The organism is Algoriphagus sp. 4150 (assembly GCF_031457395.1).
Classification (GTDB): domain Bacteria; phylum Bacteroidota; class Bacteroidia; order Cytophagales; family Cyclobacteriaceae; genus Algoriphagus.
In genome coordinates, this window is the sequence record NZ_JAVDWS010000001.1 from 1 (window position 1) to 25808 (window position 25808).

The 25808-nt window shown below is 37.4% G+C and carries 26 protein-coding genes; 22 read left to right on the top strand and 4 right to left on the bottom strand.

All coding sequences use genetic code 11. The features are described from left to right. Positions 1–88: 88 nt before the first annotated feature. The 8 genes from J2X69_RS00005 (at position 89) to J2X69_RS00040 (ending at position 5908) form a co-directional block, all read left to right on the top strand. Entirely contained in the window at positions 89–625 is a 537-nt protein-coding gene (locus tag J2X69_RS00005; RefSeq protein ID WP_310096575.1) for a redoxin domain-containing protein, read from the top strand. A 5-nt stretch (positions 626–630) separates the two neighbouring features. Further along, the gene (locus J2X69_RS00010) at positions 631–861 is read left to right on the top strand and encodes a hypothetical protein (protein WP_310096577.1); all 231 of its coding nucleotides are present in this window, start codon (positions 631–633) and stop codon (positions 859–861) included. Between the two features lie 602 nt (positions 862–1463). Next, the gene (locus J2X69_RS00015) at positions 1464–2306 is read left to right on the top strand and encodes an alpha/beta hydrolase (protein WP_310096579.1); all 843 of its coding nucleotides are present in this window, start codon (positions 1464–1466) and stop codon (positions 2304–2306) included. 545 nt (positions 2307–2851) lie between these two features. Further along, a complete protein-coding gene (locus J2X69_RS00020; RefSeq protein ID WP_310096581.1) occupies positions 2852–3028 on the top strand; it encodes a hypothetical protein in 177 nt (58 codons plus the stop codon). Between the two features lie 27 nt (positions 3029–3055). Next, the gene (locus J2X69_RS00025; protein ID WP_310096584.1) at positions 3056–3508 is read left to right on the top strand and encodes a hypothetical protein; all 453 of its coding nucleotides are present in this window, start codon (positions 3056–3058) and stop codon (positions 3506–3508) included. A 583-nt stretch (positions 3509–4091) separates the two neighbouring features. Then, a complete protein-coding gene (locus J2X69_RS00030) occupies positions 4092–4811 on the top strand; it encodes a peroxiredoxin (RefSeq protein ID WP_310096586.1) in 720 nt (239 codons plus the stop codon). Positions 4812–4820: 9 nt separating this feature from the next. Beyond that, complete coding sequence (locus J2X69_RS00035) at positions 4821–5288, top strand: OsmC family protein (protein ID WP_310096588.1); 468 nt, start codon at positions 4821–4823, stop codon at positions 5286–5288. 122 nt (positions 5289–5410) lie between these two features. Further along, on the top strand, positions 5411–5908 hold the full coding sequence (locus J2X69_RS00040) for a ClbS/DfsB family four-helix bundle protein (protein ID WP_310096591.1): 498 nt from the start codon (positions 5411–5413) through the stop codon (positions 5906–5908). Positions 5909–6054: 146 nt separating this feature from the next. Here the strand turns inward: J2X69_RS00040 and J2X69_RS00045 are convergent, their stop codons facing one another. Next, positions 6055–6303, bottom strand: coding sequence for a hypothetical protein (locus tag J2X69_RS00045; RefSeq protein ID WP_310096593.1), 249 nt, complete (start codon positions 6301–6303; stop codon positions 6055–6057). Between the two features lie 601 nt (positions 6304–6904). Between J2X69_RS00045 and J2X69_RS00050 the strand changes: the two genes are divergently transcribed. The 12 genes from J2X69_RS00050 to J2X69_RS00105 all read left to right on the top strand — a co-directional run bounded on the left by J2X69_RS00050 (position 6905) and on the right by J2X69_RS00105 (position 20467). Then, on the top strand, positions 6905–7330 hold the full coding sequence (locus tag J2X69_RS00050; RefSeq protein ID WP_310096595.1) for a hypothetical protein: 426 nt from the start codon (positions 6905–6907) through the stop codon (positions 7328–7330). Beyond that, complete coding sequence (locus J2X69_RS00055; RefSeq protein ID WP_310096597.1) at positions 7317–8240, top strand: hypothetical protein; 924 nt, start codon at positions 7317–7319, stop codon at positions 8238–8240. Before J2X69_RS00050 ends, J2X69_RS00055 begins: the two co-directional genes overlap by 14 nt. A 183-nt stretch (positions 8241–8423) precedes the next feature. Beyond that, positions 8424–9053, top strand: coding sequence for a hypothetical protein (locus tag J2X69_RS00060; RefSeq protein WP_310096600.1), 630 nt, complete (start codon positions 8424–8426; stop codon positions 9051–9053). Further along, positions 9025–9672, top strand: a complete 648-nt coding sequence (locus J2X69_RS00065; protein ID WP_310096602.1) for a hypothetical protein — start codon at positions 9025–9027, stop codon at positions 9670–9672. The genes J2X69_RS00060 and J2X69_RS00065 overlap by 29 nt, the downstream gene beginning before the upstream one ends. 123 nt (positions 9673–9795) lie before the next feature. Next, on the top strand, positions 9796–10698 hold the full coding sequence (locus tag J2X69_RS00070; RefSeq protein ID WP_310096605.1) for a hypothetical protein: 903 nt from the start codon (positions 9796–9798) through the stop codon (positions 10696–10698). Positions 10699–10892: 194 nt separating this feature from the next. Then, positions 10893–11465, top strand: coding sequence for a hypothetical protein (locus J2X69_RS00075; protein ID WP_310096607.1), 573 nt, complete (start codon positions 10893–10895; stop codon positions 11463–11465). Positions 11466–11598: 133 nt separating this feature from the next. Then, positions 11599–12459 (top strand): DUF4007 family protein, encoded by an 861-nt coding sequence (locus J2X69_RS00080; protein WP_310096609.1) that lies wholly within the window; start codon positions 11599–11601, stop codon positions 12457–12459. Continuing rightward, complete coding sequence (locus J2X69_RS00085; RefSeq protein WP_310096611.1) at positions 12452–15670, top strand: hypothetical protein; 3219 nt, start codon at positions 12452–12454, stop codon at positions 15668–15670. The genes J2X69_RS00080 and J2X69_RS00085 overlap by 8 nt, the downstream gene beginning before the upstream one ends. Continuing rightward, positions 15667–16791, top strand: a complete 1125-nt coding sequence (locus tag J2X69_RS00090) for a phosphoadenosine phosphosulfate reductase family protein (protein WP_310096613.1) — start codon at positions 15667–15669, stop codon at positions 16789–16791. The genes J2X69_RS00085 and J2X69_RS00090 overlap by 4 nt, the downstream gene beginning before the upstream one ends. Then, positions 16742–18433, top strand: coding sequence for a hypothetical protein (locus J2X69_RS00095; protein ID WP_310096615.1), 1692 nt, complete (start codon positions 16742–16744; stop codon positions 18431–18433). Before J2X69_RS00090 ends, J2X69_RS00095 begins: the two co-directional genes overlap by 50 nt. A 2-nt stretch (positions 18434–18435) precedes the next feature. Then, positions 18436–19548 carry a hypothetical protein gene (locus J2X69_RS00100; RefSeq protein ID WP_310096617.1) on the top strand — a complete coding sequence of 371 codons (1113 nt, stop codon included), beginning with the start codon at positions 18436–18438 and terminating at the stop codon, positions 19546–19548. 4 nt (positions 19549–19552) lie between these two features. Then, positions 19553–20467, top strand: coding sequence for a hypothetical protein (locus J2X69_RS00105; protein WP_310096619.1), 915 nt, complete (start codon positions 19553–19555; stop codon positions 20465–20467). 166 nt (positions 20468–20633) lie between these two features. Here the strand turns inward: J2X69_RS00105 and J2X69_RS00110 are convergent, their stop codons facing one another. From J2X69_RS00110 to J2X69_RS00120, 3 genes are all read right to left on the bottom strand, one after another. After that, positions 20634–21746, bottom strand: a complete 1113-nt coding sequence (locus J2X69_RS00110; protein WP_310096621.1) for a cysteine desulfurase family protein — start codon at positions 21744–21746, stop codon at positions 20634–20636. Next, the gene (locus J2X69_RS00115; RefSeq protein WP_310096623.1) at positions 21743–22324 is read right to left on the bottom strand and encodes a hypothetical protein; all 582 of its coding nucleotides are present in this window, start codon (positions 22322–22324) and stop codon (positions 21743–21745) included. Before J2X69_RS00115 ends, J2X69_RS00110 begins: the two co-directional genes overlap by 4 nt. A 172-nt stretch (positions 22325–22496) precedes the next feature. Then, entirely contained in the window at positions 22497–23057 is a 561-nt protein-coding gene (locus tag J2X69_RS00120; protein WP_310096625.1) for a hypothetical protein, read from the bottom strand. A gap of 346 nt (positions 23058–23403) precedes the next feature. Between J2X69_RS00120 and J2X69_RS00125 the strand changes: the two genes are divergently transcribed. Continuing rightward, positions 23404–23610, top strand: coding sequence for a hypothetical protein (locus tag J2X69_RS00125; protein ID WP_310096627.1), 207 nt, complete (start codon positions 23404–23406; stop codon positions 23608–23610). Between the two features lie 478 nt (positions 23611–24088). Continuing rightward, entirely contained in the window at positions 24089–25804 is a 1716-nt protein-coding gene (locus J2X69_RS00130; protein ID WP_310096629.1) for a thioredoxin family protein, read from the top strand. Positions 25805–25808: the final 4 nt, after the last annotated feature.

A 25808-nucleotide genomic window follows, 5' to 3' on the forward strand; every position in this document is an offset into this window, starting at 1 on the left:
GAGCATGAATATGAAAATTTAACTTCTTAGCGTTTTCTTACCCTTACCTAAAAATATAAAAATGAAGTGACAGAAAAATTATAAACATATGAAAAGAATGATCAAGGTAGGAGACACCGCTCCTGTGATTCAGACAACTGATTTATGGGGGCACAAAATCAGTGTACCGGCAAATGACAAATGGATTTTTTTATCATTTCATCGTTTTGCAGCATGTCCGTTTTGCAATTTGAGGACAAATGAATTGATACGGAACTATGAACTCTTCGAGAAACACACTATTGAAGTTATATCTATTTGGCCTTCTGACAAATATAAGCTCCTAAATCATGCAGGAGGTGAAAAATCTCCTTTCCCCATGCTTTCTGACGAGAATAAGAGCATTTATAAGGCTTATGGGGTTACAGAATCTTCATTTATTGGAGCTGTTAGACTCCTGCTTCATCCTCAATTAATAGTTAATGCCATCAGAAACGAGCATAAAAACATTGAAGTTGATGCTGACCCAAAATTGATGCCTGCAAGCTTTCTGGTAGATCCTGATGGTATCATTCAGATGGCATATTACGGCAAACACTTTGGGGACCATCCTACTATTGAATCTATTTTTTTAATTGTAAAATAAGCACTATGAAAGCTATCTTAATTACGCTTTTGGTACTTCTGTCTTCGCATCTTTTCGCTCAGAATAACAGGCAGTCATGTGGTGGAAGCATTGCAAAACAATCCAAGCTTGGAATATGCAGTCGTAGCAGCTTGTCGAAAATGACGTTAGATTATAACCCTAATGTCTACTGGAAAGAAAGTATTGGTCTTCAATTAGAAGAAATGAGCAAAAACCGGAAAGGAAAAATGAAATGAATAAGATTTAATATTTCTATCTTTCTAAAGGTAAACTGGTTACGAAATTGTATAAAAGCAATAGCGGGTAAAGGGGGAAATTTGAGGTTTGCGCAATTAATAAACTTTGGTAGTAACGGACAGGTAATCGCATTGAAATCCACTGGTGCTTTTATGCTTGGCCGTTGTGCCCAATTAACGAAACGAAAAACACCATTTCAAGAATTTAATATTTATAAGATGAAATCGAGCCCGCCTGAGGCCAGGCATGCGTACCTACGGGAACACACAACTTGTCCCGAGCTTGCTTCGGGAGTGGGATGATTATTCACCGTGCGAGATTCTCCCGATCCGCCGCGGCGGACGGGACAGGCTATCCCGTTTCCTTCGTCACGGGACAGGTTATGACCATTAAAAATCAAAATATAAACACATGAAATCGAGCATGACTCGAGAGCCACACGGAGGAATGATTATCTGTGAAGCGAGATTCCATATGACCTTTAAGAAAAAAATATAATCATATGAAATCAAGCATGATCCCGTACGTACGGGATCACACACTGGGATGATTATCTGCCATGCGAGATTCCATGTGACCATTAAAAATCAATTATAAACACATGAAAAATAAAATTTTGATATTACTTATCCTTCTTTATGGAACAGCTAAAGCTCAAGAGAACTCTTCTCCACTTGAGTTTATTTACAAAACCATTGAAACTGATACCTTAAAAGCATATGTCTTTTTACCCAAAGATATCTCTGATAAGGAATCACGACCATCAATTGCAATATTCCATGGAGGAGGCTGGGCAATGGGAGAACCTTCATGGGGTTTTGGATATGCTGATAAATATGCAGAATTGGGAATGGTTTCAATTTCTGTAGAATACAGAATTTCCAATAAAGAAAACATTACTCCGATAGATGCAATGGAAGATGCCAGGGATTTTTTTATTTGGGCAAGAGAAAATGCAAATAGATTGAATATCAATAAAGACAGTATTGCAGCTTTTGGGTGGTCTGCTGGAGGACACCTAGTTGCCGGTGCCGCTGTTTTTCCCAAATACACTTCAGATTCATCTATATCAAGTAAGCCAAATGCGCTGATTCTTCAATCTCCGGCAGTTTCAATTTTGAATGATGAATGGTTTAAACAGTTACTTTTAGAAAGAGGTAAGCCGATTGACTATTCTCCTGCCCAGCATATTAAAAAGAATATGCCTCCAACAATCATTGTGATCGGTAGAGATGACTCTGTAACTCCTTTAAAAAATTCAGAATTATTCAGGGATGAAATGATTAAAAATAATAATATCTGTGAGCTTCATGTATACGATAGTGTTGGACATTTGTTTACTCCCTTACCGGATAATGGATGGCCAAAACCAGACGAGGAGATTTCAAAAAAAGCATTTATCCAGATAGATTTATTTTTAAAAGGACTTGGATATATAAGATAACTGGGCACAACAGCACCTAAGAAAACATGGTGCGGTCAGTAGTTTCCGTAAAGATGTCTTTTCCTATACCTTTAATCCCGAGAACGTATACGGTTAGGGAGCGAAGTGACTACACCAACTTTTATCACCCATCCGGGCATAAATCCGGAAACCATCAAGCACCATTTGAAACTGATATATGGATGATAGTACAAAACGATCGCCCTCTCTCTTCAGAGCCCGTCCCGAGAATCGGGAAGAGGGTTGGGGTGAGGTCGTCAGCCAATTACAAATTGGTAAGAATATTAGGGTAGGACAAGCCGTAAGAAATTTTCCTACGAAAGATTTTAGCCTTGGGCCAGCTTGTAGGAGGACTGAGCGTTTAGGATTAGTCCGGTGGACTAATCTAGCGAAGGGCCAGCTTGTAGGAGGACTGAGCGTTTAGGATTAGTCCGGTGGACTAATCTAGCGAAGGGCCAGCTTGTAGGGCAGGCAAACTTCACCCTGTCTCCACGAGCGTTTTGACTACACCTAGAGGAGGAAAAACGGCAAAATTAACAGTGACCATGGACACGTCTAAATGGTATTATTGGTTAATGAACAGAAATGCAGGACACAACGCCATGAAAACCGGTGTCTTGGAATTTTGTGGCATAAAACCAGTTAAAATTTCTGCCTCTGCCCCTGTGAAATCATCAGATGATTTGAAAAGAAAAAAGTGGCTTGATGAAGTTGAGGCTTAAGGGAAAAATCAAAATTAATTTTAAAGTATGAAGCCAGCAACTGCAAGAGCTATTTTTATTTTCTTATTACTATTTCTAGGCGTAGGCGCCTTAGGTGGTGGTGCATTGCTCATCATCTCACCATCAGGAGAATTATTAGGTGGTTTGCCCTTATCAATTTTAGACCAATCACCTTTCAATGACTTTCTAATACCTGGCATTATTCTGTTTTTGGTTTTAGGGATTTCCCCATGTCTTTTGGCGGTAGCTTTACTTAAAAAGCCTTCAAACAGATTTGCTGAATATTTCAACTTCTTTAAAGATATGTATTGGGGTTGGTCATTCAGTATTTACATAGCTTTCGCACTAATTATTTGGATACAAGTTGAAACAATTTACATACAGGGCACAAGCTGGCTACAAACTTTCTACATGTTATATGCCATACCTATCATTTTCGTGGCACTGTTGCCCCAGATCAGAACACTTTACAAAAAATGAATATTATGGTAATTGTATTTTCAATTCTCGGACTTATACTAGTAGTCTTAATCATTGGCAAAATAAACTTATCCATAAAATTTCGTAAACAAGTAAATGAACTTTTTTATTTATCAAAAAGTATATCTCAACAACAATTTCACAAAAGCCAAATAGACGGTTTGCCAGAACCGGTGCAAAGATATTTTAACCACATTTTAACGGAAGGACAACCTTTGAAGTTCTTTGGAGATTGGAAAAGGGCGATTTCAGTTATGCAAAATTTTACATCACCGAAATTGAGTATGACAATCCTGTAATAAGCTGAACGAATACCTATCAAGAGCTTGTGTTATTTCCTTATGGATATTCTTTCCGTGACGGAAGCCGTACCTGTAACCTTCGAGCGTGAGTTCATAGTTGGCCAACAGTAGTCAAATACGGCGAAAGTACAGTTGATCTTATCAGTTTGGATTGTATTACGATATGGTTGCTGATTGTGGTCTTCTGTCCATATGATTAAGATCATAGATAATGCATCTAAATCATTGTACCCTTGTATGTGACATTACTATAAAATCTACAAGGATAAGAAAAACAAAAAATGGAAAGCTTAGAACAAGAAGTAGCAGTGGCCATGCCTCGCATAGGAGATAAGGCTCCTGAATTTAAAGCCATCACCACACAGGGAGAAATCAATTTTCCTGCAGACTATAAAGGTAAATGGGTAATTCTTTTCAGTCATCCGGCAGATTTTACGCCTGTTTGCACCTCAGAGTTTATGACGTTTGCCAAACTAGAGCCGGAATTTTCAGCGTTGAACTGTCAGTTGGTAGGTTTGTCCATAGATGGCTTATACAGCCATATTGCCTGGCTCAGGACCATTAAAGACAAAATTGAATTCAAAGGCATGAAAAACATGGAAGTCAAATTTCCATTGATTGAAGATATTACCATGTCGGTGGCGAAAAAATATGGAATGATACAACCGGGAGAGAGTTCCACTAAAGCAGTCCGTGCAGTCTTCTATATCGATCCAAAAGGAATGATCCGTGCCATTATTTATTACCCACTATCAATGGGTAGAAATTTTGATGAATTAAAAAGAGCGCTTATCGCTATGCAAACGGCCGATGCCTACAACATTGCAACACCTGCGGATTGGCAACCGGGTGATGATGTGATCGTGCCAACTGCAGGCTCTTGTGGCGTTGCCAATGATAGAATGGAGACCAAAGAAGAAGGCATTACCTGCACTGATTGGTTTTTCTGCACCAAAAAGCTCTCTTTGGAGCAAGTTAATAATCCTGCTCATAGCAATTAAGGACAAACCATGGAACCCCACTTTTATAATGTAGATATCAATTGGGAAAACAGTCGCAAAGGCATTGTCTGTTCTCCCGAATTGAACAGGAAAAACGGGCTTTGCATCGAAGTAGCCACCCCGCCGGAATTCCCAAAAGGTATGGAAGGAATTTGGTCTCCGGAGCACCTGTTTGTAGCTGCGGTAAGCGGTTGCTTAATGACTACCTTTTTAGCCATTGCGGAAAATTCAACACTGGAGTTTGCAAGCTTTAGCTGTAAGGCAAAAGGAAAATTAGAAACCGTGGAAGGAGTTTTGATGATGAGCGAAATCCTGCTAAAACCTACTGTGGTTATCCATAGTGAACAGTATAGGGACAAGGCAACACGAATTATAAAAAAGGCGGAAAACGCTTGTTTGATTACCCATTCGATTAAGTCAAAAATCACAATGGAAATAACTGTTGAGGTAGCTCCTTATTTAATTGAATATAAATGAAAAAACTACATGTATTCATCCACTGCCTCGATTTTGCCGGACTATCCCCAGCAAGATAAAATGAAATAGTTGAATCATTACAAAACATTTGAGAGATATTACTACTGTATTAAAGTAGAATTATGCCAAGACCAACAGACAAAAAGGACTTATTGACACTGAGTCAAAAGAATTTTAAAGACCTGAACGATTTTGTTGATTCTTTCACGGAAGAAGACAAAAACAAAGAATTTCCCAAAGGAACAATGAACCGAAATTTTAGGGATGTTCTCGCTCACTTATATCATTGGCATTTAATGATGATAGCGTGGTACACTATTGGAATGAAAGGTGATAAACCTGAGATGCCTGCACAAGGGTATACCTGGAAAACAACTCCTGAGTTAAACAGAAAGATTTGGGAAACATACAGGACAACGGAATTGAAAAAAGTCAGAAAATCACTTGATAAATCCTTTAATGATGTTCAAGGAATTATTAATAATCATTCCAATGAGGAACTTTTTCAAAAGAAAAAATACAAATGGACAGGAACAACTTCATTAGGAGCTTATTTGGTTTCTGCTACTTCCAGTCATTACGATTGGGCGTTAAAACTTATGAAGAAAGCCATGAAGTAAAACTACCGCTAACAACTAAGCTTTCGTTGCGTGCGCGGCACTGCCTCTCCCGATATTTCGGGAAACAATGAATCACTTCCCAAAAGCATTCGGGAGGTGAAGTTCCTATGGAATTGAGGAAATTTTAGGGTCTGAGCTAAATACATCTACCTCATCGCCTTCAGCTTTACCCCCATATCCCTTAACATATGCAGGATCACCATGGCATCCTTTTCCTGTTCCATCTCAATAAACTGCCTCAATGCCCGGGAAAGAGTTTCGATTTGTCTAGCCTTATCAATCCTTGCATGGGGAAATGGATTTGCATTCTCAGAAATAATCGCATCTATTTTCGCATCTACCCGCTTTTCCAGATCCTTAAGCTCACTGCAGATTTCGGCCCAGTTGTACATCATATGAATGGGATTGACTTAGTGACAAAGATCTGCTGTTTCTGGACTAAAAGAAAATGACCAAGTAGGAGATGTGATAAGTTGTGTCAGGTTTTGATTTTCATTCCCGCTCCCAAAAACCTCAAATTCTCCTCATTTTTCTCTCATTTTCCCAAAAAAATACCCTGTATAGGGTATGTTTTCCTATCATTTTATTCCCTTTATTGCACAAGCCTTTTAATTATTGAGAACAACCAACTTACTTCTTATCTCTGATCCACGTCTGGATCAGGATCGATCGCCCTCTCTTTAAGGAGAGGGAGGGGTGAGGTAGGTAGAACAGCCAACTTTTATAGCACCCATCCGGGCTTAAATCCGGAAACCCACTTAATTCTGAATCTGATAGTGAAATGATAGCAGAGCCTATTGCCTTCTCCTAAAGGAGAACGAAGCAATTCGGGAAGGATGGGAGGAGGTAGAAAAGCCAATTATAAATTGCCATGAATATCTAGGAGGGATTTTGGATTCAACCCAGTCACCAGAATGATCTAACTACACCCAGAAACGGGACTGCTGTTATCACCCATTTTTACAATGATATTTTAACTTCTTAACAAAAACGTTCATGAAAATAGAATTTGAAATAAATGATTCGGACGCTAATGTCTTAGTCCCTGCATTACAACATGCTGCATCGCAAGCACTTGACATAAATACTTTTGAAGTTTTGCAAAAGGTTATTCAAGAGATTCAGGAAGATATCCAGAATGGAGTCTCTATTTTTCAGCAGCTAATTAATTATTTGCATCCGTATACAAATGGAAACCCTATTCTAGCTTCTTCTAAGTTGATTATAAACCTTGGAATATCTCAAAATTTTATGGAGAGTTCACAAGGCATGCATTATGTACTAAGCTATATTTTGAAGGTGTTAGTTAATACTCACAAACCTGGTAAAACTCCAAGTGGAATTACTATGACCGAAATAGGAAAATTAATAACAATTGATGATTGTATTAATCTAATTCAACATCACTATGAAAAGTCATAACATTCTGTTTATAACACTAGCATTCACTGTCCTCCTTAGTATATCTAGTACTTCAGCCCAATCTCATCAAAATCAACCAAGAGATAGTGTCATTTTCAAATTAACAATAGCAAAGGCTTCAGACAATGATTTTACAAAAGGACAATCTGCGGAATTTATTGGGACATTCCCTTCCTCTGATACAGTTAGCAATAGTTGGCTTACGAATGCTTTTATAGAAACAAGTGTAGGGACAGCCATAAGCCGATGGAGTTTTGGTCTGACGGCTGAGTTGCATCGAAACACATTGATTGAAAAGAAACAAGATGTTAGACAATTTGGGGTTTCTGTAGGAAAAGTCTTCGTTCTTCAAAGAGAGCCAATAGGTTCCTCTTCACTTGAAATGCCTGTAACCCTTAATTTCAAAAAGTCAGAAGATAAAATTAAGGATACGGAGGAGTTGCAAGCTATTCTTGGATTATCTTTCGACAGGTATGTTGGAGCACAAGTATTTAGAACAAAGTCTCTATTTCCAGCATATGGTAAAGGGCTCCCTCAGGTTTTTATGTTCTCGCATAATCATAATTTTGGTTTAGCCTATTTAGGAGGTGAAAATGCAGTTTTGGGACAATTTGATTTTGAATTTAACTTATTTCTTCTTCCAATACTTTCAGATTTATGGGTAGAAAGATTTGATCTTTTCAAAGCTCAATTTAGTTACAATGGAAGAAACGAATTTATTGGTGATGCGAACAGGGATTTAAATTCTCAATTCAATTTTCAAGTTGGTATAAACTTACCATTCGGTTCTGATGATCAGAATAGCTTAGGTATTGCTCATGATTGGATCAATGGTGCTGATCCTCTCAAGGGATTGGATGATCAACAGTATCGCACATTATCAGTTAAGGCCAAAATTATTATTAAATAGAAGGCGCGATTTGAATAATGGACTGTAGCCTTCTATTTAATAAGGAGGGGGGATAATGTAGACAATACCAACTTTAATTGGTAATAAAAAGGTGTGAATGCAGAGAAATATTTCAGTACTTCACAAAATCACGGAGTAAGCCGCCCTGCGTTTATTCAAACTTCTAGACATGATACAAAAACTATGAAGAATACAAAATTCCTAATGATAATTTATGTGATATTGTTATTAAATAACAATAAAATTTTTGGTCAAGTTAATCAAGACTCTACGTTTATTGATTCAAATATATTAAGACCTTTTTCTGAGTTTGAAGAAATAGAGAATGAAAAAGAAGAGTTTATACAAGAATTACTTCAACTCGATTCGTTACTGCAATTTGAAAACTATTTAGATAGAATCCATCTTTTAAAATTCAAAAAACTATCTGTTGATATTAAAAATGGTGTGATTAATCTTGATTTTTCAGAAATTTATTGCAAGGAATATTCAAAATTAAATAGTGAAGATCAAATTCCTAACATAGAGGTATTAAGAGCTAAGAAGAAAGTTAGCTTTTATTGTAGGAGTATTGCAAGTGATTTAGATGTTTTCCCAAAACGTACAGGAAATCTCGAGAAGGACTGTGAATTGTATAGTAAAGCTATTAAGAAATTAATAACTGCAAATCAAGAAGTTCTTCAAGGTTGGAGTTACGAAAAGTATTTAAGATTAGAGGTAAGTAGAAATATCAATACCTCCTCCGAAAAGTTTGTCTTTCGTAAAAAGTTTTTAAAATTCTTACATGAAAAGTATTATGTCTACATTGAATAGAATATCAGTTAACCGAAATTTATTCTTTTTTTGGATTTTATTTTCTCTTACTTCATCAGCTTGCGGAATGCAAGAAGATACTACTCTACAGATTGAGGAAGAATTTGATGAATTTCTCAAAAAAGAAAAATCCTCACTTTCTGATTCTTTATCTTATTATGGAGATTTAAGAGAAATAACAAAGCTTAAATATGAGATAGCAAGAGAAAAATATTTTGAAAATCAATATTCCCAATATTTCACTGAGAATCTAAAACATAGAAAGCAAACTTTTGATTGGCAGCTCTTTTCAACAAAATTGATATTCTTTACTGTAATAATTATTGTATTATGTGGTCTTTTGTTTTCTGGTATTCAGTTTTATCAATCTATAAAACAGACGGCCGCATTGTATAAATTAGCAAATGCTGAAAATATTGAGCAACTTGCAAAGTTAGATCCAGCTGAAAAAACTGAGATCGAATTATCAATAAGCAATGGGGTTAAAATTACATCATCAATAATTGGATTGGTTATCCTAGTGGTTTCCATTGCCTTCTTCTATTTATATATACTTTATGTTTATCCAATCAACCAAATAAATATTGACAATGCAAATTTCAACAAGACCGAAATTTAAAATATAAGTATTATTTCTAATACGAAAGATAAATTCTTCAAGGACGAAAGTAAATTAAAAATAGAATTCAGTTTTCAGCAAAATTTGATTGTTATGAATAGATACTTTAAATGAAAATAGCACATGGTTGAATTTTATAGAATAGATACTTTAGTCAATGAAGCTAGCTCTTTTTGGGTTAGTCTTTTGGTAACGGTAATAGGTACTTTGTTAGGTTTTTTGGGGGCATTTTTAATATACAATAGAGCTGATAGAAAGGAAGTTTATAAGGAAAATAAAGCGAAAGAAGACCGATATAAGGATAGGCTGAAGTACTTGAGTCAATTAGTGGATGATTCACTATTAATGTTAAGTAATCAACTGGATAATTTTGAAGAATTAGCTAATGACATAAGTCAATATCCAACTGAACAACACAAATTGAAGATTAAGGCTAGTGATAATTTGAAACGACTGCAAAATATGGATACTGAGGAAGTGTTTCATGCTTATCACTTAGTAATACCAGAAAGCGATGAGAAAATAAAGAACTATAAAAATATTTATAATTGTATTGATTTTTTATATCTTAGACTTGAACAAGCAATCGATTCAGCGGATAAGACTGTGAACTTTACATACAGAGATCAGATGTTTATTAAAGAGAAAATTGATTATTTGTCAAGTGTTATTTATTTAAAGATTAATGATTTAAATAAAGACCCTTCGAAAGATCCTGATTTTTATAGCTTTTTGATTCATAGCCATAGGGAATATATGAAATTAGTTGAGGGTAGTTCAAATATTGGGAACTATGAAAAAGATTTTCTTGTGCCATTTGGAGAGGACTTGAGGAATAGATTTTTAAATCATAGCTTTTTTAATGAGTTAATTGATTTAACTAGCAAGGCTTTGGTTAGATTTAATCATATGAAAGTGAATGCCTCTTTGTTTTCCAGCGAATTGAAAGGATTAAGAAAGGAAATGAAAGATTCCTATGAAAGATTAGCCCTAATAAACGATGAAATTAAGATTCATAATAAGTAGATATTTACCGCCTCTATGAAGCTTTTTGCTGTATCTACATTACACGTAATCGTAGCATACCTAATTGAAAAGACCCCACTTCAAAATGCTTGAGGTTGGCGAATTCTTGCACTTAAAACGGGTAGTTTCCCTAGTTCTTTTTTAAAAAGAATTTAAGGAGAAGGAAATTTCATAAAAATCATAACTTACTCACAATGAATTTTTTAAAACTTCAAATAGATCATTTTCTCGAAAGTAAATCGAGAAATCCTGATTCTTGGCTAATTCATTGCGCCAATCAACCAAACCTTCGGGATGCAATAGCCTTTGCAGCTTTGGCAGAAAATCATCTTGGCAAAAGGCATCCTCACCAGTACAGAAGACAAAAGACAGCCTTAGAGAAATTTGCAGGGCTACTATTAGGTCAGAGTGATGGCATAAGTAAGGCAGAATCTTTTCACGAGCTACTGAATATTGTGGGAGATTGCAAAGTCCCGGATATTGGCTCACTGACTTTTTACGATACGGCAACCCGTATTGGTGCTTACCTTAAAATTTTTCCCGAAAAAATCTATTTGCATACCGGAACTAGACTTGGCGCTGAAAAGCTATTGGGGAGAAAGATTAAGACGGCTACACTTGAAAGATATGAGTTGCCAGCCGTTTTTCAGAATCCTAGAATCAGCTGTGCTGATATTGAAGATATTTTATGTCACATGAATAAAGTGCCTGCTGAAGTTAAGAATGGAGGAGGGAATATAGTCGGAGCCAAAAAAACAATCCGTTAATCCCTACAACTCTGATTTAAAGTCCTCTAATAGGGTTTTGCGATATTCCATTTACATATAAATATAGCAAAACCGTATTTTCACTCTGTTTTCCTTTATTTTGTACGAAAATACGTACAGATTTTACTTACCAATGCACACCGAAAAACTCACCTTCACCGGACACGATACCTTTCACTGCCGAAGTTTCTGGCTCAAGAAAGGAGTTGATTTTCTGGAAGATAACGGGGATTTTGGAGCAGAAAACTCAGTTCTGAAACTTGGAGTCGGGAAAAATATGGTGGCAGCTATCCACTTTTGGCTCAAGGCTTTTGGTGTCAAAGATGATGAGGGTAATATATCAGAACTTGCTAATAGCATGCTGAGTAGAGGAGGATGGGACGAATATTTGGAATTCCCCGGAAGTCTGTGGATTTGGCAATACCACTTAGTGAAATTGGGGAAAGCGAGTATCTATTCACTCTTCTTCAAGGAGTTCAGAAAGTCAAGACACCGAAATCAATTCCAAAAGTCCCAATTACAACAGTTTCTCAATCTTAAGGCGGAAGGGAAGGTTGCCTCCAAAACCCTGGAAAACGATATCAAGGTATTTATTAAGATGTACCTAGTTGAGGATAAGGTAGGCAAAGGAATCGAAGATGATCTTTCTTCCATGTTCGTAGAGTTGAATCTGATTACTGAGGTTCCGAATGCGAGCAAGGAAATCACCTATCAGGTTCGAGTCGATCATAAGAAGGAGATCCCCTCCTTGGCTTTTCTGTATTGCATATTGGATTCTTTTCCGGATCGGGAATCGATCGCTGTTGAAGAGATTATTGATACTGTAGGAGATGCATTGGCTTGTACCAATGAGGGTGTGGAGCGGCATATAGGGTTGCTTTGCGAGCTGTTTCCAGGGCAAGTAACATTCAAGGAAGATGCGGGAAGAAAAGAAGTACAGCTTGATCCCGGTTTGGACAAGTGGGAAATTTTAGAGAGATATTACAATGACTGAGTTTTCAGTTTCTACCAATATTATTCGGGATCAGGCTAGGGATATTCATTATATCGCCACGCCTAATGCCAAGCAGGTTTTTGAGCGCATTGCCAATAACTTTAGGACTGGACACAGAGCCTTCAATATTATCGGTTCCTATGGGACAGGTAAGTCCAGTTTTCTTTGGGCTTTGGAGCAAAATCTTGAAGGAAAAAATGATGCTTATTTTGGATCGGTCAATGGCCAATTTAATGGGATCAAATCATTTGAGTTCGTCAATTTCATTGGTGAAAGCCGATCCTTTAAAGAAGTTTTTGCAGAAAGACTGGGAGTTAAAAAAGATACTACCAAGGCTATTTTACAGCAGTTGGCAGCAAAAACCAAAGCAAATACCTGTGTAGTTGTCCTGATAGATGAATTCGGTAAATTTCTGGAATATGCAGTCGCCAATGATCCCGGATCTGAATTGTATTTCATCCAAGAACTGGCCGAGTTTGCCAATAGTCCTGATCACAATATTCTGCTGATTACCGCACTTCATCAGAATTTTGGTTCCTATTTCTACAACCTCAAAGCCAATGACCGGAATGAATGGGAAAAAGTAAGGGGTAGACTGTTGGATGTTAGTTTCAACGAGCCAATCGAGCAACTGCTTTTTCTCGCTGCCGAGCGACAGCAGGAGATGGGTTTCAAGGTTAAGGATGAAAGTAGGTTTGATGAGTTGAAGCACCTCCTTCAAAAATCCAACTTGATCAATAATACAGGTATCCTCGATGGCGACCTTGCCCGGAAACTGTATCCTTTGGATTACCTCTCGGCCTATGTTTTGGTAAATGCCTTGACACGCTATGGTCAAAACGAACGCTCCTTGTTTACCTTCCTTTCTTCAAATGAGAAGGTGGGTTTGAAAGGATTGGATCTCAATAGTGGCGAGGGATTTCACTTGGGAAAAGTTTACGACTACCTCTACAACACACTGTCCAGCTACCTTTTGGATAGAAAGTTTAACAAGGACAAAACCCAATGGGAAGGAGCTTTTTTAGCTTTTGAAAAAATAAGTCTAGTTGCTTCCAACAGTAAAGAACTTGTACAGCTGGTAGAGCTGCTCAAGACAATTCTCCTCGTAAATTTATTTGCACGGGAATTTGGGACTTGGGATGAGGAGATACTTTCTAAATACGCCAGATTGAACATGGGGATTGCCGATCCCCAAAAGCTGATTACGACACTTAAGAATCAGCGGGTAATATTCTTTTCTTATGCCTCCAATAAATTCAAGTTTACGACCGGGACGACTCTTAATATTGAGGAGGCGATTGAGAATGCTGACAAAAATATAAACAAGGAACTGCCTATTACGGGTCAGCTGAAGCGATACATTGATTTGCCAATCGTTCAGGCAAAAGCGTACCAATATATATTTGGTACTCCCAGGCTGTTTAAGTTCCGCTTTGCAGAAGAGCTTGATTTCTCCGAACCTGAAGGAGAGCTTGATGGCTATGTGAATATTCTCTTCACGGATAAGGAAATCAAAAAGCAGCTATCTGAGATTTCGAAAAATCTGAAGTATCCCCAGCTCTTTGTGGTGGTGAATTCATTGGATAAGATCAGAGGCCTACTGCTTGAGGTTGACAAGATCAAAACCGTAATGGAATCTGATGCGAAGGATGATATACAGGCGCAGGATATTCTATTAGAGGAACTCATCTATCTTGAGAATGAAATTACCGAATTGATAGAGAGCTACCTTTTTTCCAGTTCCCCGGATTCATATTGGATTTATGATGGTGAGGAAATCAAGATCACTTCTAAGACGGACTTCAATAAAAAAATCTCACAATACTGTGAAGGGAAATATGGGCTTACTCCCAAATTCAGAAACGAACTGGCAAACCGTGAGCACCTGAGTACCCCGATCATGACAGCCAGAAAAGCACTGCTGTCGGATTTGCTTGAAAATGCGCATTTGGAAGACCTAGGCTATCCTAGAGATCGATTCCCTCCCCAAAAGACCATCTATTTATCCCTACTGAAAGATACGGGAATTCATAGCGCTCAAGATTCCCTCTACGGGCTTGGAGCTCCAACAGACCAAAGCTATAGGCCACTTTGGAGGCAGAGCATAGCATTTATGGAATCTGCGGGTTTTTCCAAGAGGAATCTCAATGAGCTCTACGAACAATTGAAATCAGGTGGCCTCAAACTGAAAAAGGGATTTGTGGAATTTTGGGTGCCGATTTTCCTCATTATCAAAAAAGAGGACTTTGCCCTTTTTCATAACGAACGGGGTTATGTACCCTACATCGATAGTGACGTATTGGACTTGATCCATAAGAAACCAGCTGATTATAGTGTCAAGTCTTATAAGATCGAAGGGGTTAAGATTGACCTTTTTCATCAGTATCGGGAGATTACGGCTATGGCTGAGGGTGTAGGGCAGGGGACTAGCTTTATTAGGATCTTTAGTGCTTTTGTACGCTTTTATCGAAAGCTACCGGCATATACCTTACAGACAAATAAGTTAACGGATCAGGCGAAAGGATTTAGAAATGCTATCCAAAAAGCAGAAGATCCGGCAACGGCCTTATTTGAGTCTATCCCAATGGCACTGGGGTATGGGAAAATTAACTTTGAAGAAGATAGTGCCGTACTCAAGGGGTTTATAGACCAACTGAACGGTGCAATCTATGAGCTTAGGACAGCGTATGATGAACTGCTGAATCGTATTGAGGCCAGTCTTCTCAAAGTGACTTCTTCAAAAGAATATGATTTCCCCAAGTACAAATTGGTATTACAGTCAAAATACAAGGGAGTCAAATCCCATTTGTTGATTCCAAAGTTCAAAGTCTTTCATACCCGGTTGATGTCTAAATTGGACGACCGGGACAGTTGGCTTAAATCATTGGCAGATCAACTCATGGGTAAGTCCATAGAGCAAATAACTGATCAGGAGGAGATGATTCTTTTGGATAGTTTCAAGGAAGCATTTTCCAATTTAGATCGTGTGCTGGAGGTTCATAAATTTTTGGAACAGGAAGAAAATGAGGCTTATACATTTGATCTGATTGATAAGACTGGTAAAGTCTTTCATGACAAGGTCACCTTGAATCCGGATGAACAGAAGAAAGTTGGTGAACTTTATGAGCAGCTGAATACTTTACTAAACAAGAATGAAAAGTTGCTTAATAAGGCGGCTTTAGTTAGATTGTTGAAAGATTTTTGTAAATGAAGAACGTGCGACACGTCTTAGGGATATCTGGGGGTAAGGATTCTGCTGCCTTAGCCTTGTATCTCCGTGACCTATATCCTCAACTGGACATCGAATACTATACCAGTGATACAGGCAGAGAGCTTGATGAAACCTATGCCCTTATTGAGCGATTAAAAAGTGCGCTGGGCAGGGGCATCACTGAGATAAAGCCCATTGAGGAGAATCACACCAATGCGGAGAGCAATTTTGATCATTTCCTTGAATTGTATGGAGGATATCTTCCCAGCTCCATGGCAAGGTGGTGTACCAAAAAACTGAAGCTGGAGCCTTTTGAAGAATATATTGGGGAGGAGCCTACCATTTCTTACGTGGGCATCCGTGGAGACGAAGACAGGGAAGGATATATTTCCAAGAAAGCCAATGTGCAGTCCATATTTCCTTTCCGTGAAAATATCTGGAGCGAGGATGTGATCAAGAAAGTACTTTCCAATCAAAATATAGATCAGCTAATTGAATTGTATAAGCATGTAATTGATGGAAAAGACCTTGATGACGTTATTAAATACCTATATAAACCGATAAATTTTCGGTTTACACAAAAGCAGAAACTGGAAACGCTTTTAAGAATAGGAGTGAAAGCATTCAATCAGGTTGTATTTCAATTTCTAAAAACTACAGAGTACCCCGTAGGGAAATTAGATTCGTTTCCGCTGGTTGACAACGATGATGTCATTCGATTGAATGATGTGTTCCAAATTTTAGAAGATACAGGAATAGGAGCCCCTGGCTATTATAAGAAGCTTGTCTATGAAGTAGAGATAGACGGTGAGCTAAAGAAGGGAGTGTATGCAAGAAGTAGATCCGGCTGTTTCTTCTGCTTCTATCAGCAAAAGATCGAGTGGGTATGGCTTTTAGAGCAACACCCACAACTTTTCAGGAAGGCTATGGCCTATGAGGTTGATGGCTATACTTGGATGCAAGAAGAGACCTTGGAAGAACTCGCTCAGCCTGAGCGGGTAATCGCCATCAAAAAAGAACATTATTTAAGAACCCACCGCACACAAAGTAAATCTGCCAATAATTGGCAAGATGATATTTTGGCCGCTGAAGGAGTGGGGTGTGCAAGTTGCTTTATTTGAAATGCTAGAAATATTTGAATTTTATTTTAAGATTTGCAAAAGTACATGGGTTCATGAGGGGGAATTAGTATTTGAGTTTAATCAATACTTTATTTATTATTTGTTCGAGAGAACTGAGGAAGATGATGAAGATTTAGAAGATGAATATGAGGATGATTATTACTCCTTCGTACATATAGATACATTAAAAGATTTTGAAAAACTTAGGCTTCAAAAGATAAATTTCAAGTCATTTTCAATAAGAGGGATTGAGTTTTTGGGTGATAGAGAGTATTGTGAAAGTGGAAGGTCGATTACGAGTGAAATGTTCTTTTGTATAAAAAAAATTGAATTATTTCAGCCTAATATTATAAGTTGCACATTAGTTGATATCGATTATGGCGATCCAATGTGCTACAGTCCAGGTAACTATTATTTTTCAATTGAGATCGTGAAAGATAAATGGTGGGATTTAGGTCTTGCCAGATTTTTAATAGGGATATTAGAAAATGAGAATCTTAATGAAGTTCCTAATTTATATACTAGCCATTTTAGGAGAAATAAATTAATAAGAGATAATAAAAAAATATCTATTATTTCCACAAATACTAAGGTTAGAAGATTGGGCTATTTTAAAATTTTATCTTTATTTGTTGGCGAGTTAAATCGAATACCTATATATTCAATAAATAAAAAATTTGAAAATTTTTGTCTAAAATATCAATCTTTATTAAATACAAGTAAGTTTAAGAGGGGGTTGGTTATTGAAACAAAAACTGGAATTTCTGCTAAACCCTATATTGATGTTGCTATTAATTTGGGAATGTTAACAAAAATTAATAATTTGTTTTACATTGGTAAATCTTTTAAGGTATATCATGTTCTTCAGGAGAGCCTTTCAAAAAATGAAAATATTTTTGAGTTAAGTGATTTTGATAAATTATATTTTATAGAAAGAATATTGAAAAATGATTATTTCTACTTTAGTAATCTTTTAGAGTTGATATTTTTAAAAGAAGAGATAAGTTACTCCCAATTGTTAGACTTTTTTCAAGTTAAATTATTGTCAAGTTTAGATGAGTATAAAGAGAGTATTTTTAATGAGGATATGAAGGTAGTGCGTGAGTTTAATGACATAAATTATCGAATTAGTAATTGGGAAAAGGCAAAGGTGTATTTAGAACATATATTGATGCCTAGATTGAACTGGATGCTGGATTTAGAGATTATAAAGTTTGCGGAGGGGAATAAATTTGGTCTAACAGATATTGGGACTAAGTTTTTTACTCATTTGGCTGTTTGGAACGATATTAATACCTCAAAAGTAGTTTCTCCTGATTCTTTCATTGATAAATTTATTGTTCATCTATATGATGACTGTTATAATGGGAGTAGGGTCAATAATCCAAATGATTATGAATATATTACTAAGTCGGTTTATAAACATATTAATGATAGTTTTGATTTGTTTAAGACTTTAGCTCCCAATAGAGTTACTGTATCTCAAGCTGCGAACTATGCCAAATACATGTTGTACTTTTGTGATAAAATTAAAGTTGGTTATGACTTTATTTTAAGAATATTAGCAAATGATGAGAATAGTGGATTTATTTTTAAATATCAAGAACAATATCAGGATGGTTACATACAAAAAAAGATTTAATTATGACTGAATTCAATCAAAAATACAAACTTACAACTAATCCATTCCGTCTTACTCCTGCTACTAACCCTAAGGAGCTGGTTTGGGCTGGTTTTGAGGAAATTAAAGTTAAATTTGAAAGGAGAATTGAGAGAAGTATAAGAATTCCTAATTCAACATTAGTCCTTAATTGGGGAGAGTATGGAAGTGGGAAAACTCACGCAGCTAGATATTTCTCCAAATCTGAGGTTTTGTCTGGATTGGCTTCAAAAGCTCAAAAATCTATCCCCTATTCTATGGTGATTTCTTTACCTAAAGGTAAGGAGCCTGTGTATAGTATATACATAGCAATTATTGATAAACTTAATATCGAGGATATTAGAGAGAAATTCGCAGGAAAAGAAGGGGATTTAGATAAATTTATAGAATCAATTGGTTCGAATATTCATATTCAAAATGTAATTAAGGCAATATTTAATTCTTCTATTCCATATTTGGAGGTTAAGAAATATTTGTATGGAAATATGAATTCAAGTGAATTTAAAGGCTTGAGCGCTTCTGGTATATTAAGAGTGTTAAGAGATGATAGTGATTACTCTGCGGTAATCGCTGGTTTATTTTCTTGTTTGACGTTTAATAAAGAGGTGTTTTCTTGTATTATTATTTGGATAGATGAGTTTGAAGATATTGCAGTATTGAATAATACAAACATTGATAAAATAAATAATTATATCCGTGAAATTTTGGATAGCGTACCTAATAATTTATTATTATTTTTAAATTTAACTCAGTCAGCTTTAATTTCAGTTGAGGATTTAGGTCAATATGTTTATGATAGTGTTAGGTCTAGAATAAAAGAGAGAATTAGCTTTGATCTACCTTCAGGGAAAGTTTTTAAAGATTATTTAATTCATTTACTTAGTTATTTCAGAGAGGGGGAAGATGAAAATCCCTTTTTTCCATTTGAGGAAAATGTAATTGATAGAATAATTCGTGAGCAAGGGAGTGCCTCTCTTAGACAATTTAATGAATCGCTTTCTTTACTTCTTGAGCTTTCTGATATGGACGAGAAAAGCCCGATAGATATGAATGTGTTTGAAGAATATAAGGAAGAGATTATTTGGCATAAGGATTAGATCTATGAATAATATATGCTGTTTATTAGATGCCTGTACAGTAATAAACCTAATTTATATTGATAATGATGATTCTCTTTTAAAAAAATTGAGTTCTCTTGAGATTCACATAAATGATATAGTTTTTAGTGAAATTCGAGACAATGTGTACAATAGAATTTTGAATTTGGAAATGGATAAATATTCTAATAAACTTGAATTACGTCAAGTGAGGAAGGATATTGACCAGAAACTATCTTTTTTTCGAGGGAAAAAGAATAATAATCAAGAATTATTTCGTGATTTGGGAAGTGATTATTTCAACAAAATTGCTGAATTAACTAAATATAATAAACGAACAAATGGTGAATTATGTTCTACAGCGCATGCTCTTTATTTAAGTAGAATGAATGAGAACAAAATTTTTTTTTATACTGACGATTATCCAGCAAAAGATTATTTTTCTACATTTTTTAATTATCAGCAAATAGGACATATTAAGGATTCAGTAGATTTACTGATTTTACTTTTTTGGTTAGATGATAAATTTTCTGTAAAGATGCTAGATGATTTCTTGAGCGAATTACATTCCCAATATGTTACACAGATTTCTGATTTAAAGTCTTGTTTGAGAAATTTTTATGCTGAAAAAGTTAATGCTAAATTCAAAAGGGAGAAAAAGGAACTAGCACATAATATTACTGCGTTGATTAATAATTTAGATAGGATGGAGTTTAATTCTATGAAATTAAGTTGGCAATATTTTGAAAAAAACAGTAAAAAGCATAACGAGGTATTTAATCTTATTAAAAACTACCATTCTGTATTTGAGTTAGAAGCAACTCCAAATTCAGACACATTGCTCGGAAAGATAGTTCTCACTAGAGAAATGATCAAAAGTAAAAAGATATATAAATGGGGTGATATTTGCACAATTTAAATACTTTATAAAAATATTGATTATCTGCAATTATACCAAAAGCACTAATTTACTTATTTACCAAGACTTAAGACAGGTGAACGAATCACCTAAATGTTAATGAAGACCGATGTTATTATCTTTTTACTAGTAGAACCTAAAAAAGTATATACGTATAAATTATTCTTCATTTAAATAATTTGGAGATCGTTATTGGGTTTTTTCCAATTATTCCCCAACAAACCCTTATCGAATTCTCTGCTTCTCTATCATTCAACCCCATAGCCTTAAGAACATGCGACGGCTGAATTAAAGCCGAATTACAGGCTGAGCCTTGTGCCACAGCTATTTTATTTCGGTTGCGTAGAATAAAAGATTCTGCTTCTTCATTTAGTAACTGGAAATTACTGAAGTGAGGGAGTCTTGGTGCATTCTTCCCGTTTACCTTAATTTTTCCCGCTATCTCCAACTCTGATTCAAATTCATCTCTGATATTTTTGAGTCTCCAATAAGTTTCTTCCATGTCTTCTAGGCAAAGCTGGGTTGCTTTCGCTAAGCCAACTATTCCTGGGACGTTCAACGTCCCGGATCGTAGTCCAAATTCATGACCACCTCCATGAATTTGTGGAGTAAGCTGTATCCCCTTTTTAACATACAGTCCACCAATTCCTTTGGGGCCATAAATCTTATGGGCGCTAAAGCAAAGCATATCTATTGAAGTATTTAAAACTTCAATAGGTACTTTTCCAAAAGCTTGGGTAGCATCAGTGAAAAACAAGACTCCTTTTGAATGGCATATTCTTCCGATTTCTTTAATTTCTTGAAGCACCCCCGTTTCATTATTGGCAATCATAATACTTACCAAAAGCGTGTCTTTTCTTATACTTGATTCAAGCTGCGCCAAATCAATTAAGCCATCCGTATCAACTGGCAGGTAGGTTACTTCCGCTCCAATTTCCTCTAAGTAAGCACAGGTGTCAAGAACTGCTTTATGTTCTGTTTGTGAAGTTATAATATGAGGCTTTTGATGCCCGTGGGTAAAGAACGCGCCCTTTAGTGCCAGATTGATCGCCTCTGTAGCACCGGAAGTAAAATGCATTTCTTCCGGTAATGCATTTATCGCATCAGCGATAAGTTGTCTGGATTCCTTGACCGCTTTAGCAGCTCTTTCTCCATAGGTATGCGTAGTGCTGGCAGCATTTCCGAAATCCTCCAAAAAGTAAGGTGTCATTGCCTCAAAAACACGGGGGTCTAGTGGGGTGGTGGAGGCGTAGTCAAGGTAGATTGGTGAGTCAGTCAATGTTTTTTCATTTTCTTAATGACAAAGATAGAATCAGTAATCAGATCATGGCTCCATTCATGAAAGCTAACTGCTCTTCTAAGAAGTATAAACGAAAATATTAAGGATACAAGCGTTAATCCAACGACATCTACAGAAAGCCCTCCCTTAATGAAGTTCGAAATTGGGATTCCAATACCAAAAAGAAGAAGAGAAAAGAATCCATTATAGCACATGGTTCTGTGTGCAAAAAACGTATTCAGTACTTTGTAATTTTCAGGAGCTTTTTCTCTTATCAATGAGACTTCTTCGCCCCTTTTTCCAAAACTGACAGGAAAACCTTTTGTTCTTTTTTTGCCCCAAAGTGGAACAAGATGCTTAAAAACTTCATAGGACAAGTATTGAGTGGAAAAACCAATCAAATAGGCGAAAAGAAGTGCGAGAAGAGAAGTGCTAAGAGAAAGGTTTTCTGTTCTCTCAATCAAGTTTAGAATATTGGTTGGTGATTGATTAAATAGGCTTATTATAAGAATCAGCATAGGGATTCCCGGAATAATTGCTCCAAACAAATCAAAAATGCTGAGTCTAAATGAGTCCATGTGCTAATATAAGCATCGTTTGACATTTTATGGCCAAAATCAAAACACCTTCTTCCCCTCCGCAGTCACCGCATATCTCCGATCCAGACTATTTCGGTATTTTCGAGATTGGTCATCTTTACCCATGTAAGATGCAAAGCTATTCCATCGGTTCTTTTAAAGTTGCTTGGCTTTAAGGTGCCCAATATTCTTTTACCTTTTTATTTCCAAGAGAGCCATCTTTTCGTATGTTTATTGTTTTCTCAGCTGCAAGAATTTCCTGCGTGACAATATTTGCTAAATCTCTGGAAAGGTCGTTGCTAGTGTAGTATAATCCCAATTCTTTCAATTTTTCAAGGATGTCATTAGTTTTTCTTTTTTCTTCAAAAAAACCTTGTTTAATCAGTAGTTTGATAGCTGATTTCGTTTGATTTTCAGTTTCATAGAATTTTGAGTCATCAGTCTTAATGTTATCTTTTTCAAATTGCTCTAAAGTATTATTGATTTTGATTTCATCAAATTCTAATTCGAGGTTTTTAAAATCACCTTCCTCAAAGCCAAATTTTTCGGTAACGCAATTGATCATTGAGTTAGTTACTAGTTTATTTCCATTCATAATGGCGCTTATATACTTCCCACCACTGGTATATCCTAGTAGGACTTCAAACCCTAAATATGACATTCCAGCCTTTTTGATTAATTGTAACAAGCGCTTTTTTGCTTGCTGATGAGTTATACCTTCTAATTTTCCCATCCCCGAAGGGATAAAAAAGTTTACTCTAAAAAGTAAACTTTTTCTTGTTTGATAAATTTTATTTGTAGAGATTTAGATCATCAGAGTTCTAAGAGTCAATTTCTTGGAATACTAAAAGAGCAATTACTTAAGAGTCTCGATCGCAAATTCCGACCTTTGTTATCATGAACGAGACGGTAGGTAACTGCTCATAGTCTTGTTATGCTATATTTGCATAGCTATGACTGTGGGCACCTATCGATATTCCGTTTCATGAGGTGTCGGAACCCTGCGATGCGGTTGATAGGAGCCCCGTCATAGCTTCCCCTCAATCTTCAAAGACTCGTTTTACCATTTTTCATTACTAATGAAAACGAGCATGATTGATTTACTTCCTTTTCTGTTGCAGACAGTATCCTGTAGGATCCACAGGGTGGGAGGGTATGCTCTGGTGGTAAGCGGGTCAGTTTGTTCTCTTCCGATACCTATCGGAATCTATTACATCCTTCCAGAGGAACACGGCATCGCCGCGGTAGATCGCCTGTATCCCCTGAAGCCCAAGAATCCTATCTAAGGGTTCCGGTAAACCTGGACTTTGCATTGGCTTTCGTAGCGAGGGTTCAAGTTGCAAGAGAATCAGGCTGTTTGGAGAATGAGGCATAGCACCGCTATGGTGAATTCGAAAACAGCAGCGAAGCGACTGATTATAAAGCAACTTTAGCCCGCAGTAGATTTGCTAATGCATATTCCAGGTTCTGGCCGAGAAAGGAGGCAGCGCGCGCCTCTGAGCAGATCGGCTACTACATATACGGTACATCATATTATTCATTTTGCTGGTTGGTCGGTTGGGGCGAGGTGGGATTACTATGTCTTGTTCGGAGACGTCATTGCGAGGAAAGGTACACGACGATAGGAGTGTGGCTTGACGCGGCAATCTCATGGAGATTAGTACTTCGCTTTTGAGATTGCTTCGTCCTTCGTCCTCGCAATGACGGTACTCACATCGGTCACCCTACTTCCGTCTCCCGTCTTCCAGCATAAACACTAAAAGCATGAAAAAAACAATACTCATCTGCTTACTGGGATACCTATGCGTACCCACAAGCACCACGACAGCACAAGTTGCCGATTCACCCGGGGCGGATTTTCTTCATAGGTCGCGCCCCAGCGTCTCCCCTGATCCGGGAGACTCCCATCGGGGCGGAGCAATCCGTCCCGATACTCTGTCCATCGGAGTTGATAGGACTACTAATAAGAGAGCTGTGGAGAACCCGGCCGCCTCCGAGGATAAGGTGTGGATTTATATCGAAATAGAGGGAAGTCTTCCGGATGAACCACTGGTTTTATCCAGATGGAGCCGCTACAATGGGCTTGGTTTTGAGAAGGAAGAAGCCGAATCCCATATTCTTGAAACCGTTTCACCGGATTTCTTCCGTGGTATGTTGCCGACTATTTCAGCAGCTTCCAATACTATAGTCGAATCTATCGCCAAGCCGGAATACATCGGTTTAAACTTAGGAGATCACAAGGTGATGCCTCCCATTTTGGCCTTTCCGGGAGATTCTATACTAATCCGGTACAATACAGCCAGATCAGAAACCCTGTTCGCAGGACCCCAAGGCCGGGGAGCTGAGCTACAGCAGGTGCTGGCTACCCTCCTGGACAATTATGAATTCACTCCTGCGCAACTGATCGTGGTCGAAGACCGGTCCCGGTATCTCTCAAACGGGGGTACGGATGCCAAGCTTCATTCAGCCGGTAAGCTGTTTGGGAGGTTTCTTCAAGTGGTTGAGAAAGGAAGGGAGCAGATGGATGTTTTGGATAAGAGAATATCAGATTCCGTTTTGGTTCAGAAGATTGATAAGCAGCTGGAGGTATATAGAGATGACATCCCTGAAGACCGACTCCTGCTCTACCGTGCAGATATTCTGGGGAAGTATTATGCCAAATTATCCAGAAAGCTGGGCAGAATACTTGATGGCCATTCCGATCCGGCTGGGGATGCAAAGGCAACACACCTGTTGGATATGCTTACCGCTCACTATATGAAAGGATTTGATGAAAGTTTGGTTACTGGCGGTGGGGTGGATTTCTGGATAGGGTTGGCTGAAGCGAAGTGGATTTATGAAAATACCGCACCGCTCCAATGGATCAGCAGGGTTGAAAAAGGCTATTCCCGGGATATATTGATAGAGTCCTATTTTTTGAGAAAAGGAAAAGCCCTGGGTGATTTTGACACCCAATTGGAAAAAGGGATTGCTATGGTTTCTGATTCCCTGGTGCATAATAACCTTCAGGCAGTGAAGTCCGCCAGATCCGTAGGGACCCGGATTGCTCCAGTAAAATTCCTAGCTGCTGATGGAACCAAGGTTCCGCTGAATCACTGGAAAGACAAAGTTGTATTGGTGGAGTTCTGGATATCCGGCTGTGGTGCATGCTATAGTACCTATCAGGAAATCATAGCGCCGTTGGAGACTTATTTTGACGGGGAGCAGAGGTTTGAGATGGTGTCAGTTTCGGCGGATAAGGATATAGACCGCTGGAAAAGCAGTATCGGTACCTACAGTTCTGTCGATTCCGAAAATTTATTCCTACTGGAAGAAGGCTTTGGGGCTCTTTACAGCTATGGTATCCAAAGCTATCCTTCATTTATCCTACTGGGTAGAGACGGTCAGATCCTCAGGCTTTCCGGATTCAACCGTGACAGGGATTCCATGATCAGCCTGATAGAAGAAGCACTTGAAATGGAATTCTCCGATGTCCTCTAAAAAG